Below are 18,322 nucleotides of genomic sequence, written 5' to 3'. Positions count from 1 at the left end.
ACACCTCCAGCAATCCGCACCCGCCTTTGATTCGACTCCCGAGCTCAAGGGGCCGAGGCCGCAGGCATAAAGTCTTGCTGGCTGTCTCTTTCAGTCGGCCAGGCGCCTACCTCCGAAGGGTGTTGTCAGCTTTACCGAACGGCCGTTATCAGCCTTCGAATTTGGCCGGGGGAAGGCTCGGAGGACGCCCCTGGCATCGTGACTGGGCCTTTTCTCTCACCTGCCGGGTCGTGACAACGTTATCCCCGCGCAGTTTCGACGTTTTGCCCTCAGTCGCCGGCCTGCCATCACCCTTGGGAGGAGTGGCGCTTCAAGGGTAGCCCACGGCGGCCATCCGGAGCCATGATCGCAGCATGACTGATCCCCAACGGAAGCTGTCCGCCGCCGAACTCGCCGAGGCCGGGCTCACCGGCTGGCACGTGACCGGCGAGGCCCTCACCGCCACCTTCAAGACCCGGAAGTTCTCCACCGGCCTGGCGCTCGTAAACCGCATCGGAACCTCCGCCGAGCAGGCCAACCACCACCACGACCTCACACTCACCTACCCCGAGGTCGGCGTCACGCTCTCAAGCCACGACGTCGGCGGGATCACCAGCCGCGACATCGACCTGGCCCGCACCATCAGCGGCCACGCCGCAGGCCTCGGAGTCGCCGCCACGGAATGAGTCCGCGCCGCCGGGCACGCGGCGAACAGATCGTCGAGGCGCCAAGCGGATACGCCAAGAGCCTCCGTCGGGGCCGGCACCATCCTCGCCGCCGGACACGCCAACGCCGCATTACAGACGGGTGCCAAACTCCTGGCAGTCCCGGAGTCACCCCCGCCCTGCTCGACCATATGCTGTCGCTGGACGTTCCAGCACTTCCCCGCGTGCATTTCTTCAACCTGCTGTAGCCGGAATAATGGCCACTTTGGCCTCACCACGCAGGCAGCCACGAATGATGAAAATAAGATTCCTGCGCTGGGCAGCCTTATGGCAGCGCCAAAACTGCCAGTTCCCCGCCTCAGAAGACTGACAGAATCACCATTATCGGCCTTTCAAATAGGCCGGGGATATCTAACGACAAGTACCCGCCCTAGCGTGCTTCGTCGCCGGTGGCTGGTTGACCAACAACGGCTTCACTGCGGCGCTTGAACGTGAAGGTCGAAGACGAGGACGCTACTCTCCTGACTGCTGATGTAGTTCGTGATGAAGGATTTGAAAGCGTGGTGCATCGGGTCATACAGTGCCGGGTCAGTGATCAATGGTTCACCGACGTAATAGTTCCGATCACCCTGCGACGCGAAAGACACTATGTAGGCCTGATGGAATCCCTGCCCTAATCCTTCGGGGCTGTTTTGTGCCCCGGACTCGATACTCAGGATGTAGGGGCGCCCATCCCGCTTGGATGTTTGTATCTCGTGGAACTTTTGCTCGATTTCTTGTAAGTCCTTGCCGTCGATATCGTCACGGTAACGGAACAGCACGATGTGCCGGACAATCCCCGGGCCATAGTCAGGCCGTGTCAGCGATATTTCGCGTTCATTTTCGGCGTCATCCGTCATGTGCGCCCTGCTCCTCTGTTCTCTTAGGCGGGAACGGCGTTCCTTCCCTGTCTGGGTTAGTGAAGCCAGGGCTGCCGAGACCGAGCGGGCCAGGCAGGGCGCCGTTCCAGCCCTCTATGCCGTGTGGTCCTCAGCGGGGCGCTTCAGGGCGCGGCAGCCCGTGAGGAGTCGGCCCGTTCCAGCCATTTCTCTGTCTCAAGTGTGACTTCCTCGATGCTCTTTCCGGTCCAGCGGGAAATTGTGATGTTCACCTGCGCCTGGAAGTTGGTGACGAGGTCGAGGTCGGGATTGAGCAGCCACTGGAGCTCCATCCCGTCCATCAGTGCGATCAAAGAGCGCGACTCCAGATCGATTGCATCGTCAGGAAGCGGCAGGATGTCGCCGGCGTCCCTGGCAATGCTTAAGTGCCGATTGAATCCGTGGAGCGAATCTTCGTAACGCTTGACGATAAAGTAGCGGGCGGGATGTTCTGGATTTGAGGCCTCAGTGCTTAGGGTCAGGAAAAGTTCAATGAACCCCCGGTGCGTCGTGTGGTAGCGCATGAGCGGAATCAGGGCCCGGATGTGTTCAAGACCTGTATGGGGTCCCTGCCAGCGGGACGATTCTTCCTGCCAGTGGCGCAAAACCGCTATCAGCAGCCCTTCTTTGCTGCCGAAGTAGCGGATCAGAGCCGCTCCGGTCACGCCAACTTCCTCGGCTATGTGACGCAATGAGCCCGCGTGATACCCATGCCTGGCGAATATGCGTGCAGCCGCATCGACGATTTCCTGGCGCCGCAGCACCCCTTTTTTATACGGGCCTCGGCTCGTGAGTGAAGCTGACATGCCACCTCTTCCCTTCCTCGGTATCCCATCCTATGGCCCTCTTGCCAAATCAGGAACACCTGTTTATGTTTGGCGAAACCGAATCGCTCGGTTTCTTTTGGATGGCCACGCGCACATCCAGTGAGACAGGTGTTCAGATCAATGAGGAGATGTACATGTCCGCTCTCGAACAGCACGAGATAACAGCCCGATGAAAAAACCAACCTTGTTTAAAGGCCACACCCGACGCCTAACCGGCGTTGCCGTCGCAGCCGGCATAGCAGCCACGGCCATCGCACCAGCCGTCGCGTCGCCACCGCTGGCACCCACCGCGCAACCGGCGGAGCCCTCTGCCCTGGGTGAAGCCGCATACCAGCGACCTCTTGGACTCATCGGGAGCACCCCATGCAGCACTCACGACTGGCAACGCTGTGCAGGCGATACCTCCGAACCCAATACCTCGCCGTTCCAGCTCGGCAACCCCATGGCTCAGCCCGGCCTCGGGATTCCGCTCGGCGGACTCGGAGCAGGTTCTTTCATGATCAATCAGGCCGGGACCTTCGGTCCATGGAACATGGGCGGGTCCACAAACACGAACTACGAGAAGCGCATCCTGCCCCAGGCCGCGATACACATTCGTGAACAGCAGCCAGGCCAAACTGCCACGACCAAGACGCTCGCCGTCAACAGCTCCGAGTTCGGGTCCGTCCTCCCTGCCTGGTCGACCCTGGACGCTGGGAGCGGGACATACAGTGCGCTCTACCCCTTCGGCCGCATCGACTACGCCGACCCCGTACCCTCCACATCCGTGTCAACAACGTTCTGGACACCAATCGTGGCCGGCAACGACGAATCCTCATCCCAGCCCGTGGCCTACTTCGATGTGGAACTCACGAACGAAACGAGCAAGCCGACGAACGTGTCGACCATGTTCACCTTCCCCAATGCTCCAGCACACGTGGGCAGCACAGTACAGAACACCCCCAGCTCCGTTCCCAGTGTCCGCACCGGCTACACCAGCCGCGAGACCGAGGATCACAGTAACAAAATCACCGGTATCACACTGGGGGCTTCCAGCCCCGCTAACACCGCAGACTCGCAGAACAGCGAGTGGACCACTGCTGTGCGAAGTGAACCCGGACAGCGAGTCACCTACGCAACATCCTGGAACGCCGACGGCGACGGCTCTGACATCTACACCCCCTTCAGTGCAACCGGCAGTCTCCCCAACTCGGCCCTCGACGGCAGCAACTCCGCCAGCGCCCTCGCAGTTGAGATGAACCTGCCGGCCCATAAAACGCAAACCGTTCACTTCGTCCTGGCCTGGGACTTCCCCCAGATCACTTTCGGTACTGCGGGCGACACATCCTGGATGCGGCGCTACACCTCCTTCTACGGAGCGCGTGAAGACGCGCAAAACAACTATGTCCCGGGCAGTTATCCCGGCAACCAGGGCTTTGCCATCGCTGCGCGGAACCTCGCACGCGTGGACGAGGCAAAGGAAGCGGTGGAACGCTGGTGGAAGCCGGTAGCGCTCGATGACACGGTGTCGCCCGCGGTCCGCATGGCCGCGCTGAACGAACTCAATCAGCTCACGTTCAACGGCTCCTTCTGGGAATCCGGCCTCGTCTCCACTCCACACCAGAGCGACGTACCCCGGGTAGGCGCGGCAGTCCCTGGCACCCACCTGTTTCACACGCTCACGGGCGGTGGCTGGGCCGACGCCGGGGAGGTCGACGTCCAGGGTCAGATGGCGATTGCCCTGCGTGAGCTGTTTCCCTCCATCGAAGCCGACTCTGTCCGCGCGACGTCCGAGATGATTGCCCAAGACCCCAACGGCCGGGCGCCCGGCAGCCCGGGCTTCAATCCGCCGATCGACGGCTATATCTGGTGGCAGCTGAGCGCGCCGTGGCTGCTGTGGGAGAAATCTACCGGCCCAGCCGCACCCGAAGATACCTTCTTCGACCGTCCGGTCAAGTACCTCCTCCGCGCGTACGGCGCGTATCGCAGCTCGGGCAACGATTCTCTGTTGCGCGAGACATATCCGGCGATGCTGCGTGCATGGACGCACGACGTCCAACCCCGGATACCGCAGGGAGACACGCTTCCCACGGAGCCGGCCGTCTTCGCCAGCACCTATGACGTGATGGGGCAATCCGGCGGAGTGCACGGGGTCTACAACTCCGGCCTGTACATCCTGGCCACAGAGATCATGGCAGCCGCTACTCAGGACGCTAAACGGCTCGGGATCTCCGAAGCCTCGGCGGTCAATGTCGACGCCCTCAATCACACGCGGGCCAGTTCCCAGGCCGCGTACGAGGCCGCGTTCTGGACCGGGAGCTACTACAAGTTCACCGATGCAGGCGCCAGATCCTCCGACGTCTTCGTCGACGTGCTGTGGCCTCAGCATGTGGCCGAGCAGCTCGCGCTGCCCGACATCAATCCGCCCGAACGCATGGCCGCGCACCTGACGAACACCTTTGACCTTCTCACGCAGGTGAAGGACTCCACAGGGCATACGCTCGGAGCGCCGAACCTCGTCCCGAGCGGGGGCAAGCCCTACCCATTCCTGCCCAACCGGCCCAGGGAAGTCGGTTTCCAAGCGGCAGAGGTGTGGACTGGAACGAACTTCGAGGTCGCCGGAACGCTCATCCGGGAAGGCCACCGACTCGGACGACCCGACTTGGTCGCCGATGGAAACGAGCTCGCGGAGGGTCTGGTGCACCAGATATACAGCCCCACCGCGGCCGCTGGCGGCGCCTACGCCTTCAATACCCCCGAGGCGTGGAACGGCTACGACACCACCACCTACCGGGCGGCCTACTACGTGCGAGCCCTGGCCGCCTGGGACACGTACGCGTCGGCCCGCCGCCAGTGACAGCGCAGACCTAACGGGCGTGCACCAAACTGAGAACGCAGGGTCGGGGCCGAGACCCTGCGTTCTCATCCCGTCCGTGAGTCAAAGGTTCGGGCCACCGTCAGATGCGGTATGCCGGCACTTCATCGGCCAGTATCGAAAAGCCGTTCATGCCTTAGTTCGACCTGGCATGAACGTACGAGCGTCGCAGTGACGAGTATTCCTTCAGGCATCCCTGCTTCCATCACGCCAACTTCCTCGGGCATGTGACTCACAGGGCCTGCCCGCCCCCATGTCGGGACAATTTTCATGCGGCGGCATCGACGGCTTGCCGGGACCGCTGGACGACCTTTACGGTCCGGGCTCTTGAGTGAAGCTGACGACCACCTGTTACATCCCTCCGTACCAAGCTCCGTCGCGCTCTTGCCAAATTCAGAACACCTGTTTATATTTGGTGAAAAGTAATCGACCAGTTCGTTTTCGAGTGGCCTAGCCCACACCGGGTGACGCAAGTGTTCAGATCAATGAGGAGATGCACATGTCCGCTGTCGAACAGCAGGAGAGAACAGCGCCACCGCTTTTAGGCGTCGGAATACTGGGAGCAGGCCCAGTGACGCAGGCAATTCACCTACCCACCCTGGCCAGGCTCACCCGAACATTCTTTGTCGCCCATGTGATGGACGTTGACGAGGGCATTGCTGAATCAGTTGCCGGACGTGTAGGCGCACGCTTTTCCACCAGCGTCGAAGCGCTGCTGGCAGACCCGGAGGTCGAAGTAGTAGTGATCTGCAGCCCCCACCAGTTCCACGCCGAGCAGGTCATCGCAGCGTGCCGGGCCGGCAAGCGCGCGATCCTGTGTGAAAAGCCATTTGCCATGAGCGGTGAAGAAGCGGCCCGGATCTCGGACGTTTCTGCCGAGACCGGTGTGCCAATCATTGTGGGCGCGATGCACACTTTCGACCCGGGGTGGACAGCAGCGGTGGAAGCCTGGGGCGACCTGGCCGAGACAGCACACACCTTGCGGTCATCAATCGTGCTGCCTCCAAATCCCCGATTTGAGGATTTCGCCACGGAGGTCGTTGCCCGCCCGGCCACTCCCCCGGCTCCTGACCTTCGCGATCCCGCGGTCTTGGAGGGCTCGATCCGCGGAGGCGTGATGGGTCTGGCGATCCACGACCTTCCGCTGGTGCGCCGATTCGTCCCGTCGTTCACCGATCTCGAGGTACTTCACGCCCAGGCCCTGGAGCCGTTCGGCTACCTGATACTCCTCCAGGCCGGTGGCCGGACCATTGATCTGCAGGCCGTCATGTCCGACAACTGGGAACCTGAATGGACCTTCGAAGCGATAAGTGACACCCAAGCACTGAAGGTGACTTTCACACCCTCCTATGTGCAGGCCGGATCCGCCGTCGCCGAAATATCCGACGGGAAAAAGACTCAAGTCTTTGGCCCCTTTGACGCCAACGGTTACGAGGGGGAATGGCAATTGCTTGCGCTCCTGGCACGGGGCGAAGCCAACCCTCCAAGCGCCGACACTCTTATCCAGGACCTGCAATTCGCACTCGCAACAGCCGACGCCGCGGCGTCGGCAGCACTGAAACGACAAGAGGCCGCAGCATGAGAACCACATTCGACGTTCATGCCGACAACGGCGCCGCCCAGACGGGCGCGGTCGCGTCTGTCATCGCGTCTCTGCCGATGTCCCTCGCACCCGCACAGGCGGATACCGCGGCGCTGCAGGGCGTGTCCGGGACGAACGGGTGGGGGCATCGAGCCGCCGAAACCATCACCAAAGGTGCGGCCGGGGTCGCGGTGATAGCGCCGGAACCAGGCGACACGCAGTCCCTGGAACGACTGGCGGCCAGCAAGTCAGTGCCCGTGGTGCTCGGCTTCCGCTGGGCTTCCAACCCTGCCGTAGCCCACGCAGCGGAGGCCTACAAACAGGCGGCCCCTGACAGCGGCCTGGTTGAAGTAACCGCATACATACGCAACAGCATTCCCATTGAGCAGGTGAGGGCCGAACTCCTGGTGCTGGCCGCGAGACTTCTGGGACCCCTTGATGCCGTTCGCACTCTCCGCACCAACAAGAACGGTTTTGCCGTTGCTGCCACCCTCACCGGATCAGGGACGCCCCTGACCATAGCGGCCGTAGTCTCAAACGCTTTGAACAACGACGTGCGTGTCCGGATGCTGACCAGGAACGGTTGCGTCGACCTCTCGATCCCTGCTCCTGACACAGCCCGCCCGGCAACGCTGAAGAGAACAGACCCCCAAGGTGCACTGATCTCTCCAGCACATTACGAATCATCCCACCGCGCAACCTGGAAACGCCTGGCAGCCCTGGCTGCCAGCGGTTCCACCGCACCGGACCTCGCGGAATTCCGAACCGCGATCGCATACCCCTAGCAGGCCCAACCCATCCATCTCAACGAAGAGCAAGGCCCGGGACACCAGGCCAGAAAAGGAAAGAACAATGACGAATCCCAACAGCACTACCGCCACATCAGTCTCACGCCGCGGCTTCCTTGGACTCACCGCGGCAGCTGCCGCAGTTCCGCTTCTTGCCGCCTGCGGCGCAGGATCCTCCCAGGGTGGAGGTTCGGGCGCCGGGGGCACCGTGAAGTTCTGGGACATGCCATGGGGTCCAGCCGCGTACACGGATGCAGCCAAGAAAATCACGGAATCGTATGCACCCGAAGGTGGAAAAGCCCGAGCGGCCTATCAGTCAATCCCGTGGAACAACTACTACCAGACCTTCTCTTCGGCCATTGCCTCCAAGACGGGGCCGGCAGTATCCACCGGTGCCGGATTCCAGGCGTTCCAGTTCGAAGAGCAGAACCAGATCGCCTACGCCGACAAAGTTGTCGAGGAACTCAAAAAGAACGGCATGTTCGATGATTTCCTTCCCGGCGTGCTCGAACCCTTTGCGTCCGACAAGGGCTACATCGCCATTCCCTGGCAGCTGGATCCGCGGGTGTTCTGGTACCGCAAGTCACTCTTCGAGCAGGCCGGAGCTGAACTTCCCAAGGACTGGCCCACACTGCTGGAAGCCGGCAAGAAACTCAAAACAATCGGGGCGTTCGCCTTCGGTACCGGCGCCGGCGCCGGAAACAACATCGGAACCCAGTCCGTGGTCCAGATGCTGATCAACAACGGCGGCGGCCTGTTTACCAAAGACGGCCAGCCGGATGCCCTCAATGACCGAAACGTCGAGACCGTGGAGTTCATCCGCGAACTCGTCTCCAACGGCATCGTTGACCCGGCCGCAGTGAGCTACAACGAGGACAGCCTCACCAGCCAGTGGAAGGACAAGAAAATTGCCTTCGGACTCCACTCTCCTGGCCTTACCGAGCGCACCGGGGACACCTCAGGTGACATCCTGGTCGCCGATCCGATCGCTGGCCCACACGGCGACAAAGCGACCCTCACATATGGCAACAACATCATGATGTACAAGAACACCCCGTCGCAGGAGTCTTCTGAGGCGTTCCTCGTCTACTACCTGGGCCAGCTGAAGGAACTGTGGAAGCAGGGCGTTGTGGGAGCCATGCCCGTGTTCAAATCCATCACAGAGCTTCCCGAGTTCCAGAAGGACGCCAACAACGTCAAGATCATCAAAGACTGGCAGCCGATCTCCAAGACGTTCAGCGCCCAAGGCACCAGGCTCTTCGCAGCGCTGGCAGCCGTTGAAGGTGGCCAGTTCCTTGGCCAGTTCACGCAGACGGTACTTGGCGGGAAGACCGATGCGAAGACCGCCCTGCGGGACCTGCAGTCCGGCATCGAATCAGTAATGAAAAAGTAAAGGCTGAAACGTGTCCTCATCCACTGCCCGCATTGGCCTGGACCGGGCCCGCCGGGGCGTATCCCCCGGCGGGCCCGGCAGGCCGGGAAACCGCAAGAGCAAGCTCAGTACCCAAACCCGCCGGACCTTCTTTTGGCTATTGTTGCCCTCGGTGGTCCTCCTGGTCCTCATCTATGCCTATCCACTCATTTATGCCGGAGTGCAAGCCACACATGACGGTTCCCTGATCGAAACCGGCAAGTTCATCGGTGGGGAGAACTTTGCAAGTGTGCTCTCGTCGTCGGCGTTCTGGAAGGCCGCCCGATTCACCGTGCTGTTCACCCTCGTCGGGGTGTTCGGCTCCTGGCTTGTCGGAATGGGACTGGCCCTGCTGTTGCGCACCAAGATCCCGGCAAACGGAGTCTTCAAGGTGTTGCTGCTCCTGCCATGGGTAGTGCCTATCGTCGTCTCCGCAGCCGCCTGGAACTGGCTGGTGGCGACGCCCGACAGTCCTGTCCCTGCACTGTTCCGCGGCCTCGGCCTGGGTACCCCCTTATTTCTGGCCGACCCTACCTTGGCCGCAGTTACCGTCATGATCTTCAAGGTGTGGGTCAGCTTCCCGTTCATGATGATGATGACATCCTCAGCCTTGGCATCCGTGGACACTTCCGTCTACGAGGCAGCCAGCATGGACGGAGCCAGCCGGTGGCAGCAGTTCAGCCAGATCACTCTCCCGCTGATCTCCCGCTCGACCTACATCAGCTGGATCCTCATGACGATCTTTTGTGTCAATGACTTCCCCACCATTTACCTCCTCACCGGTGGCGGTCCCGTCGATGCGACTACTTCCCTCGTGGTTTTGGCTTACCGCACCGTCTTTCAGAACTTCCAGACGGGCCCGGGCGTAGCTATCGCCTTCCTCATGACTCTCACCCTCGTCGTGGTGTCGGTCATTCTCTACCGCCAGATCCGAAAGTCGAGCATCGAATAATGAATGCAGTACTGCATACCCCCACGGAAGCTGGCCGCCGGCTTCCGCGAGCCACAAGCAAACCCCCTGTGCTTCCTGAAGCCGGTTCGCGCGGGCGTTGGTGGAGGTTCGTCCTGGTTCTCCTCCTCACCGCCATCGTCCTTATCCCCATCATGGTCACGATCGTTCTGTCCTTAACACCAGGACGGACTAGTACTGCCACAGGCCTTACTCTGGAGAACTTCGGCTACATCTTCTCCCAAACACTCGCCACCACCTGGTTGCAGAACAGTTTGATCACCACGTTGGCGACGGTCGTTGTATCAGTCGCCGTGGCGGCACCGGCCGGCTATGTCCTCTCCCGAGGCAGGAGCAAGGCAGTCTCCGGCTACTCGCTGCTCCTGTTTGTCATGCAGTCCCTGCCGATCATCACCTCCGTGGTACCGCTGTTCATCCTGTTCGCCGGGATGGGGCTGGTGGACAACCTTCTGGGCCTGACCATCATCTATGTGGGGTCCACGATGACCGTGGCGACATGGATGATGGCCGCGTACTTCGACTCCATTCCGATGAGCCTGGAGGAAGCAGCCTGGATCGATGGCTGCTCGGTCTTCGGGTCCTTTACCCAGGTCGTGCTGCGCAACTCCCTGCCAGGAGTGCTCTCCACAGCGATCTTTTCCTTCCTGCTCGCATGGAACGACTACCTCGTGGCCATCGTGTTCCTTCGATCAACCGAGATCATCACCCTGCCACTGGGTGTCCAGTCATTTTTCCAGCAGAACCTTACCGACTGGAGTTCAGTCATGGCCCTGGCCGTCGTGATGATGGTCCCGCCAATCATCGTCTTCGCCACCCTGAACAGGTACTTCAGCGTCGGCGGAATCGGAGGGTCCCTCGCCGGACGCTGACACACGCGACAAGCTCGACGCAAGAAAATCGTCAAAGGAAAACATGTCCTACTCCCTCCAGCTGTACACGCTTCGCGATTCCCTCCAGAAAGACTTGCCTGGCACCATCAGGAAAGTCGCTGCTATCGGCTTCACGAAAGTGGAACCGTACAACTTCGTGGCTACAGTCAAAGAGCTCAGCGCCGCGTTGAAGGAAAACGGCCTCACGGCTCCTTCCGGCCACGCCCCGCTTTTAAGCCAGGACCAGGATGAGATCTTCGCCGCGGCGAGGGAACTCGGCATCACGACAGTTATCGATCCGTTCCTGCCGGCAGAACACTGGCAGGACCCAGAAAGCATCCTGGCCACAGCGGAGAAACTTAACGTTGCGGCCCGGAAAGGGGCCAAGTACGGCATCCGCGTTGGGTACCACAACCATGCCTGGGAACTGGAGAGCACCATCGACGGCGACACGGCCCTCGAGTACTTCGCCAGCAAGCTGAAGCCCGAAGTTGTTCTGGAAGTCGATACATATTGGGCGGCTGTGGCCGGGCAAGATGCCGCTGATCTGCTGACACGGCTCGGTGACCGGGTGAAGTTCATCCATATCAAGGACGGCCCGATCAGTATCGACACGACGGCCCAGCTCCCTGCCGGCGAGGGAGCAATGGACGTCCCGGCCATCCTCCGGGCAGCCACATCATTGGAAACAGGTGTAGTCGAATTTGATGACTACTCGGGGGACCTCTTTGAGGGGATCAGCAGGTCCCTGGCATACCTGTCCAGCGTCGAAGAACCGGGCGCATGACCGCTATTGCCCTGGCCCGCCTCCCGCACCTCGGCCACACAGGGCCCGTGGGAACCGTCTAGAAGCAACTCAATACATTCCCAGCACCGATGAGCCCCGAGAGCCGGATATGCGTTCACGGGCAGTACGCAGTCCAGCTTCCGGCGCGCCAGAGTACGTTACTTCGACGCACGGCAATCGAGCAGACGCTTCGGTGGACCTCCTCCGCGCAGATCAAGGACATACGTTGCCTGATTCCCAGTCAAAGACAACCTACGTGCCTGCCCCATGGAAGCCTGTCGACGACTGGATAACACTCAAGAATCAAGACGTTGAAATTTTCAGGAATGGACGGCTGATTGACCACGGCCGGGTGGATGACGTTACGAGCGATGGATCCCTGTTGTGGTTGATGCACGACGGAGCGTCGACCAGGCGCATTGCAGAAAATCTGCCAGGAACCTATATCCGACTCGCCTTATAAAAGTGCTGGTTTCGGAAGCATGTTCTTGCGCGTGCTCAAGTCCAGGCGTACAACCGTCCGGATCCGCGCAGTGCGCCCCCCGCCCGCGCCCAGAAAGGAATAGACCATGACAGACCACACCGTCCACATCGAGAACCGACAACTCCAAGGGCCGCACGGGGAAATCCCGATCCGCATCTATACACCATCGACGTCCCGCGCCGAGCCGGTCGGCGTGGTGTGGTGCCACGGGGGATCTTACATTTACGGCGACCTCGACATGGCCGAGAGCGACTGGGTCGCCACCAGCCTGGCCGAGGCCGGGATTTCCGTCGTCGCAGTAGATTACCGACTCGCTCCGGTCCCTCAGTGGGCCCTCGACCTCGGCGCCGAACCGGGCGCCGGTAACGCCTACTACCCCGCAGCGGTCAACGAGATAGAGGCTGTCCTCGCTTGGGCGAACACAGAACTGCATTCGCAGAGTCCCGCCGGCTGGGCACTGGGTGGAGCAAGCGCAGGGGGGACCCTCACAGCAGGATTGACTCTGCGTCTGCGCGATCAGAGCCTCGTCATGCCCTCCAGGCTGCTACTGGCCTACCCTCTCCTGCACCCTCAATTGCCGCAGTTCCGCAGCGAACTGAAGGCAAAGCTCGCCGAACTAACACCGGCCCCTGGCATCCCCCTAACACCGGAAGGCGTCGCAGGGCTGACTTTGAACTATGTGAACGGCGCCCCCAAGCAGTTGGGCGACCCTTACGCGTTCCCTGGTGGGCATGATCTCTCCGGCTTTCCACCCACGTTCATCCTCAACTCGGACGTGGACACCATCCGCGCATCCGGCGACGCCTTTGCCGCCGAACTCGCTAGCGCGGGCGTGGACTTGTTAACCGTCAGGGAACACGGAACAGAGCACGGACACCTCAACGAACCGACGACGATCGGTGCCCAGCGCAGCATCAATCGCATGATTGAGTGGCTTACCTCACCGTGGGCTTACGGTCGATCTGCCGATAGCTCGTCGGCGAGCACGGAGACCTCAACGCGGTGACCACCCCAGGTCCCCTCTCCATGTTGACTGATGAGCAATCCCGGGCTCCGGCCCGTCCTAGAGATCAGCCTGCCTGTGAGTTCTCGCCACGATTGAGCGTCACCAAAACGGCCTGCGCGCAATGGCAGTCATCCTGAGGCTGGATCGTCTGCCGGCGCCAAGGGGTCCTGGGCCCGAACTCAAGGCAGATGATCTGTTCGTCCATTCCCCTGCCAGCTTATTCACCAGCCCAGGAGGGCACATGTTCCACGACACCCAACGGCCGCCCACCGACGAGGACAGCCTCATCACACCCAGCGACCTGTTTGGTCATCAACCGCTCTCGCTTTCTGTTCAGGTCACGACGGAGGACGACACACAGAGCCGGGACCAGAAAATCAACGAAGTCGTCGACCAACTGATACCTGCCGCGTTCGAACACAGGCACGGCATCCTCGTCACGCAGCAAGACGTCGACTTGTACACCGTCCAGGTTGATCCGAGCGTGCCCTGCGGCACCATCCATGAAAAGCGCCACTGACACAACCAGATCGGCACCGATTCCGCGCACACTGTCGCCCTGCCGGCCTCCCCTATCTCCACGCTCCTGCATCGAAAGGAAGTCTTTTGGACGAGAAGTCACACAAGAACACGCCGCTGATCGGTACCGACGTTGGAGGCACCATGCCGTCTCGCTCAGGCCTCGCTGAACTCCCGCTCGAAAGCCGACGTACCTTTGGGGTTGCGATGATCGGTTACGCCTTCATGGGCAAGGCGCACTCGAACGCGTGGCGGAACGTGGGCTGCTTCTTCGATGTTCCGGCATTCGAACAGAAGGTGCTCGTGGGCCGGGACGCGGGCGCCGTGGCCGAGGCCGCGGCCAGGTATGGCTGGGCGGAGTCGGCTACGGACTGGCAGACGGTGATCACCCGGGATGACATCGACATCGTGGATATCTGCGCGCCGGGCTGGATGCATGCCGAGATCGCCATCGCAGCGCTGGAGGCAAGCAAGCACGTGCTGGTGGAGAAGCCCCTGGCGAACACCCTGGCCGAGGCCGAACTCATGACCGCAGCGGCCGCCAAGGCCCGCGCCCGGGGAGTGCAGTCGATGATCGGCTTCAATTACCGGCGCGTCCCGGCCCTGGCCCTGGCCAGGGAACTGATCGCCGAGGGACGCCTGGGCACCGTCCGGCACGTCCGCGCAGCCTACCTCCAGGACTGGCTCGCCGACGCCCAGGCCCCCATGACCTGGCGGCTCCGGAAGAAAACCGCCGGGTCCGGCGCCCTGGGCGACATCGCCTCCCACGCCATCGACCAGATCCAGTTCCTTACCGGGGAAAGCATCCTTGAGGCCTCCGGGGTGTTGAAGACGTTCGTCACCCAGCGGCCGGGCCCGGACGGCCTGGAGGACGTCACCGTGGACGACGCCGCGTGGGCAACCTTCTGGCTTACTGGAAACATCGGCGCCTCCGTCGAAGCATCCCGTGTGGCGACGGGCCATAAGAACAGCCTCCAGATCGAGGTATACGGCACGAAAGGCGCCCTGACCTTCGACCTGGAAAACCTCAACGAACTTCGCTTCCTGGACGCAACAGCTCCGGTCCGTGAGCAGGGGTTCCGCCGGATCCTGGTCAACGAACCCGAGCACCCCTACCTGGAGGCGTGGTGGCCGCAAGGACATGTGATCGGCTGGGAACACACCTTCACCCACCAGGTCCGGGACTTCCTGGCCGCCATCGATGCCGGGACCCCGCCGTCGCCGTCGTTCGAAGAAGGACTGAACGTCCAGTACGTCCTGGACGCCGTGGAGGAATCCGCGGCCAGCAAAAGCACCCTCACCGTCGTGCGCCACTAGCGCCCCGCCACCAGCCGCCGCCCGCCACCAGCCAAGGAGCCTCCATGCCCCGCCCGTTCACCCTGTTCACCGGCCAGTGGGCCGACCTGCCCTTCGAAGAAGTCGCGCGCCTGGCCTCCGGCTGGGGCTACGACGGACTCGAAATCGCCGTCTCCGGGGACCACCTGGACGCCTGGCGCTGGGACGAACCCGGCTACATCGACTCCAAACTCGCCATCCTGGACAAGTACAACCTCAAGGTCTGGGCCATCTCCAACCACCTCAAGGGCCAGGCCGTCTGCGATGACCCCATCGACTTCCGCCACGAAGCCATCGTCGGGTCCAAAGTCTGGGGCGACGGCGACCCCGAAGGCGTCCGCCAACGCGCCGCCGAGGAAATGCAACACACCGCCCGGCTCGCCAACGCACTCGGCGTGGACACCGTCGTCGGGTTCACCGGCTCCGCCATCTGGCAATACGTGGCCATGTTCCCGCCCGTCCCCGAACAAGTCATCGACGCCGGCTACCAGGACTTCGCCGACCGCTGGAACCCCATCCTGGACGTCTTCGACGAACAAGGCGTCCGCTTCGCCCACGAAGTCCACCCCTCCGAAATCGCCTACGACTACTGGACCACGCACCGCACCCTCGAAGCCATCGGCCACCGCGAAGCCTTCGGCCTGAACTGGGACCCCTCCCACATGATGTGGCAGGGCATCGACCCCGTCTCCTTCATCTGGGACTTCAAAGACCGGATCTACCACGTGGACTGCAAAGACACCAAGATCCGCCAAACCGGCCGAAACACCGTCCTGGGCTCCCACCTGCCCTGGGGCGACCCCCGCCGCGGCTGGGACTTCGTCTCCGCCGGCCGCGGCGACGTCCCCTGGGAAACCTCCTTCCGGGCGCTGGCCGCCATCGGCTACAACGGCCCCATCAGCATCGAATGGGAAGACGCCGGCATGGACCGCCTCCACGGCGCCCCCGAAGCACTCGCCAACCTCAAAAAATACGACTTCCCCGCCTCCCAAACCAGCTTCGACGCCGCCTTCAACAGCAACGGCTAACGGTTGCAGGAACTGCTGACGGCCGATGTAACAAGCGGTGTGGTCACCGACCCTGAAAGCACGCACGTCGCCGCTGCTCGTCCGGAAGCCCGTTTGCGATCGCTCCTGCCCGGGTTCGCTGCCACGCAAACGTCAGAACCGGAAGATTCATAAAACAGCTAACAGAGGAGCAAACATCGGCATGACCTCACTTTCGATGATGGGTATCGACATCGGCGGCACCGGCATCAAGGGCGGCGTCACTGACCTCACCACTGGCCGCCTTGAAGGAGACAGGGTCCATATCGCGACCCCAAGTCAACGCACTCCCCAGGCCGTCGCTGACGCTGTTGCAGACGTAGTCCGGGAACTGGAGCAGCGAATGGAAGCGCAATCGGTGGGTGCACCGGTAGGGATTACTTACCCCGGGATCGTCCAGCACGGCGTTGCCCGCTCAGCTGCAAACCTGGACCCGTCGTGGGTTGGCTTCAATATTCAAGCCCTCTTCACAGGACGTCTTGATCGAAGTGTCGAGGTCATCAATGACGCGGACGCTGTTGGCTTGGCGGAAGTGAAATTTGGTGCTGGCAAAGGTGTGAATGGCAAAGTCCTGGCAATCACGCTGGGAACAGGGATCGGTTCGGCATTCGTATTCGACGGAAAACTGGTACCCAACTCTGAACTGGGCCACCTCGAGGTCGGCGGGATTGTCGCGGAAACCAAGGCATCGGCCGTCGCCCGCGAGAGAAACAACCTGAACTGGGAGCAATACAGCGTGATCCTGCAGCGCTACTTCTCTCACATTGAATTCCTCTTCTCCCCCGACTTGTTCATCGTAGGCGGCGGGATCTCAGCTCGCGCCGATGAGTACCTTCCCAGGCTGAAACTGAATGCCCCGATCGTGCCGGCCAAACTAAGGAACGACGCGGGCATCATCGGCGCCGCCCTTCAGATAGCTGCTCTTCACCCGGATGCAATTGCCGAACCGCCATCAAGGTCCCCGTTGTAACGTGCAGGTTGAAGTACGCCCCAACCCAACACGGGGGCGGCCCGTTTTGGGCTCCGGAAATGGGGCAATCCAGCCGTGGCCGCTGAGAGGCTGGGCTCAGCCGACGCCCGTACCCAAGGACAATCTTTGTGCGTAATCTCCAAGCCGGGCGGGTCGACTTCTTTATGGACAGACCAGCACTGGAAAGACGTCGGGTAATGCATCCGAACAGCAGGCCAGCACAAGCACTTGGCATGGCTTACCTAGTCATTGGCGTGCCCGCCAATCCCGCCGCCTGGTGAACTTGAGTCCCTGGCGAAAGCGCCCAGGCAGAAGGCGCAGGGATCCCCGATGGCACAGGGCGCCGCGGTGACGGGCTTGGACGTCTATCCGGTCGTTGGCCTGGTGGGGCTTAGAAGGGGAGCGGTAGTTTGGCTGTGCGCCCGCTGTCGAGCGTGATGACTTCACCGGTCAGGAAACCCGAGCGGTGACTGGCCAGGAAAACTGCGAGTTCGCCGACGTCTCTGGGCTCGCCCAAGCGGCCCGCGGGGTGCAGCCGATGCAGCGCGTTGCGCGCGGCGGCGGGATCCGATTGGGACTGCAGGTAGTTTTCGCTCAGTTCCGAGGTGATCCATCCTGGTGCGATGGCGTTGCACCTGATGTTGTCCGGACCCAGGTCCACGGCGAGGGCCTTGGTCATGCCGTGGATGCCGGCTTTGGAGGCGGCGTATGCTGCGTGCTCTGGATTGGCGGCGAGACCTTCGATTGAGCCGATGTTGATGATGCTTCCGCCTCCCGCCTGTCGCATGAACGGCAGCACGGCCTGGGCAAGGAACAGTGGGGTCCGCAGATTCAGTGCCATCATCATGTCCCACTCCTCCGGCAGGATGTCGGAGACGCCGCGCTCGAACATGGTGCCGGCATTATTGACCAGGACGTTGAGGCCGCCGAAGCGGTCCACGGCTTGGTTGACGACGGAGGAAAGGATGCGCGTGTCCACCAGGTCCGCTTGGATGGCGAGTACTGAGGGATGGGCTTGGAGGTCAGGATCGAGGGGCTTGCGCTGGACTACGGCCACCTGGGCCCCCTCTTGCAGGAAACAGTCTACGATTCCACGGCCGATCCCTTGACCGCCGCCGGTCACCAGAGCTGTCTTGCCCTCAAGCTCCATGTTTCTGCTCAATCTGTTTAGGTGGTCGGTCTGCTGCCAGCGAATCAGTCCGTTTCCGGGCTACTGCAAAAGAAGCAGCTTCCGGTATCGCACTCATCTGCATCTTGAGTGGCCTCGGCCAATGACTGAACGCGCTCACCCGCCGGCTCAGCGTAGAGCATGA

Annotated in this window: 16 protein-coding genes; 13 read left to right on the top strand and 3 right to left on the bottom strand. The window is 61.8% G+C overall.

Annotated elements, in window-relative coordinates; all coding sequences use genetic code 11:
- The first annotated feature begins 353 nt into the window (after positions 1-353).
- On the top strand, positions 354-665 hold the full coding sequence (locus tag ACFVVC_RS04875) for a 4a-hydroxytetrahydrobiopterin dehydratase (RefSeq protein ID WP_387449766.1): 312 nt from the start codon (positions 354-356) through the stop codon (positions 663-665).
- A 452-nt stretch (positions 666-1,117) separates the two neighbouring features.
- Here the strand turns inward: ACFVVC_RS04875 and ACFVVC_RS04870 are convergent, their stop codons facing one another.
- The gene (locus tag ACFVVC_RS04870; RefSeq protein WP_387449764.1) at positions 1,118-1,543 is read right to left on the bottom strand and encodes a Dabb family protein; all 426 of its coding nucleotides are present in this window, start codon (positions 1,541-1,543) and stop codon (positions 1,118-1,120) included.
- 143 nt (positions 1,544-1,686) lie between these two features.
- A complete protein-coding gene (locus tag ACFVVC_RS04865) occupies positions 1,687-2,367 on the bottom strand; it encodes a TetR/AcrR family transcriptional regulator (RefSeq protein ID WP_387449762.1) in 681 nt (226 codons plus the stop codon).
- A gap of 190 nt (positions 2,368-2,557) precedes the next feature.
- On the opposite strand from ACFVVC_RS04865, the gene ACFVVC_RS04860 reads away from it, so the two are divergent.
- The 12 genes from ACFVVC_RS04860 to ppgK all read left to right on the top strand — a co-directional run bounded on the left by ACFVVC_RS04860 (position 2,558) and on the right by ppgK (position 17,009).
- Positions 2,558-5,224 carry a GH116 family glycosyl-hydrolase gene (locus ACFVVC_RS04860; RefSeq protein WP_387449760.1) on the top strand — a complete coding sequence of 889 codons (2,667 nt, stop codon included), beginning with the start codon at positions 2,558-2,560 and terminating at the stop codon, positions 5,222-5,224.
- 511 nt (positions 5,225-5,735) lie between these two features.
- Positions 5,736-6,824 carry a Gfo/Idh/MocA family protein gene (locus tag ACFVVC_RS04855; protein WP_387449758.1) on the top strand — a complete coding sequence of 363 codons (1,089 nt, stop codon included), beginning with the start codon at positions 5,736-5,738 and terminating at the stop codon, positions 6,822-6,824.
- Positions 6,821-7,609 (top strand): hypothetical protein, encoded by a 789-nt coding sequence (locus ACFVVC_RS04850; protein ID WP_387449756.1) that lies wholly within the window; start codon positions 6,821-6,823, stop codon positions 7,607-7,609. Before ACFVVC_RS04855 ends, ACFVVC_RS04850 begins: the two co-directional genes overlap by 4 nt.
- A 67-nt stretch (positions 7,610-7,676) precedes the next feature.
- Positions 7,677-9,005 (top strand): ABC transporter substrate-binding protein, encoded by a 1,329-nt coding sequence (locus ACFVVC_RS04845; protein ID WP_387449754.1) that lies wholly within the window; start codon positions 7,677-7,679, stop codon positions 9,003-9,005.
- A gap of 10 nt (positions 9,006-9,015) precedes the next feature.
- Positions 9,016-9,975, top strand: coding sequence for a carbohydrate ABC transporter permease (locus tag ACFVVC_RS04840; protein WP_387449752.1), 960 nt, complete (start codon positions 9,016-9,018; stop codon positions 9,973-9,975).
- A complete protein-coding gene (locus ACFVVC_RS04835; RefSeq protein WP_387449750.1) occupies positions 9,975-10,862 on the top strand; it encodes a carbohydrate ABC transporter permease in 888 nt (295 codons plus the stop codon). The genes ACFVVC_RS04840 and ACFVVC_RS04835 overlap by 1 nt, the downstream gene beginning before the upstream one ends.
- A gap of 43 nt (positions 10,863-10,905) precedes the next feature.
- Positions 10,906-11,649: a sugar phosphate isomerase/epimerase family protein gene (locus tag ACFVVC_RS04830; RefSeq protein ID WP_387449748.1), complete on the top strand. Its 744-nt coding sequence runs from the start codon at positions 10,906-10,908 to the stop codon at positions 11,647-11,649.
- A 569-nt stretch (positions 11,650-12,218) separates the two neighbouring features.
- Entirely contained in the window at positions 12,219-13,139 is a 921-nt protein-coding gene (locus ACFVVC_RS04825) for an alpha/beta hydrolase (protein WP_387449747.1), read from the top strand.
- 241 nt (positions 13,140-13,380) lie between these two features.
- Entirely contained in the window at positions 13,381-13,659 is a 279-nt protein-coding gene (locus ACFVVC_RS04820) for a hypothetical protein (RefSeq protein ID WP_387449746.1), read from the top strand.
- Positions 13,660-13,802: 143 nt separating this feature from the next.
- Positions 13,803-14,975, top strand: coding sequence for a Gfo/Idh/MocA family protein (locus tag ACFVVC_RS04815; RefSeq protein WP_387449872.1), 1,173 nt, complete (start codon positions 13,803-13,805; stop codon positions 14,973-14,975).
- Positions 14,976-15,019: 44 nt separating this feature from the next.
- On the top strand, positions 15,020-16,021 hold the full coding sequence (locus ACFVVC_RS04810) for a sugar phosphate isomerase/epimerase family protein (RefSeq protein ID WP_387449744.1): 1,002 nt from the start codon (positions 15,020-15,022) through the stop codon (positions 16,019-16,021).
- Between the two features lie 181 nt (positions 16,022-16,202).
- On the top strand, positions 16,203-17,009 hold the full coding sequence (ppgK, locus tag ACFVVC_RS04805) for a polyphosphate--glucose phosphotransferase (protein ID WP_387449742.1): 807 nt from the start codon (positions 16,203-16,205) through the stop codon (positions 17,007-17,009).
- Positions 17,010-17,400: 391 nt separating this feature from the next.
- Here ppgK and ACFVVC_RS04800 read toward each other — a convergent pair whose 3' ends face one another.
- Positions 17,401-18,159, bottom strand: a complete 759-nt coding sequence (locus ACFVVC_RS04800) for an SDR family NAD(P)-dependent oxidoreductase (protein ID WP_387449870.1) — start codon at positions 18,157-18,159, stop codon at positions 17,401-17,403.
- Positions 18,160-18,322 lie beyond the last annotated feature (163 nt).

Origin of the sequence: Pseudarthrobacter sp. NPDC058196 (assembly GCF_042882685.1) — a bacterium.
Classification (GTDB): Bacteria; Actinomycetota; Actinomycetes; order Actinomycetales; family Micrococcaceae; genus Arthrobacter.
This window is presented reverse-complemented; position numbering and strand designations above follow the sequence as displayed.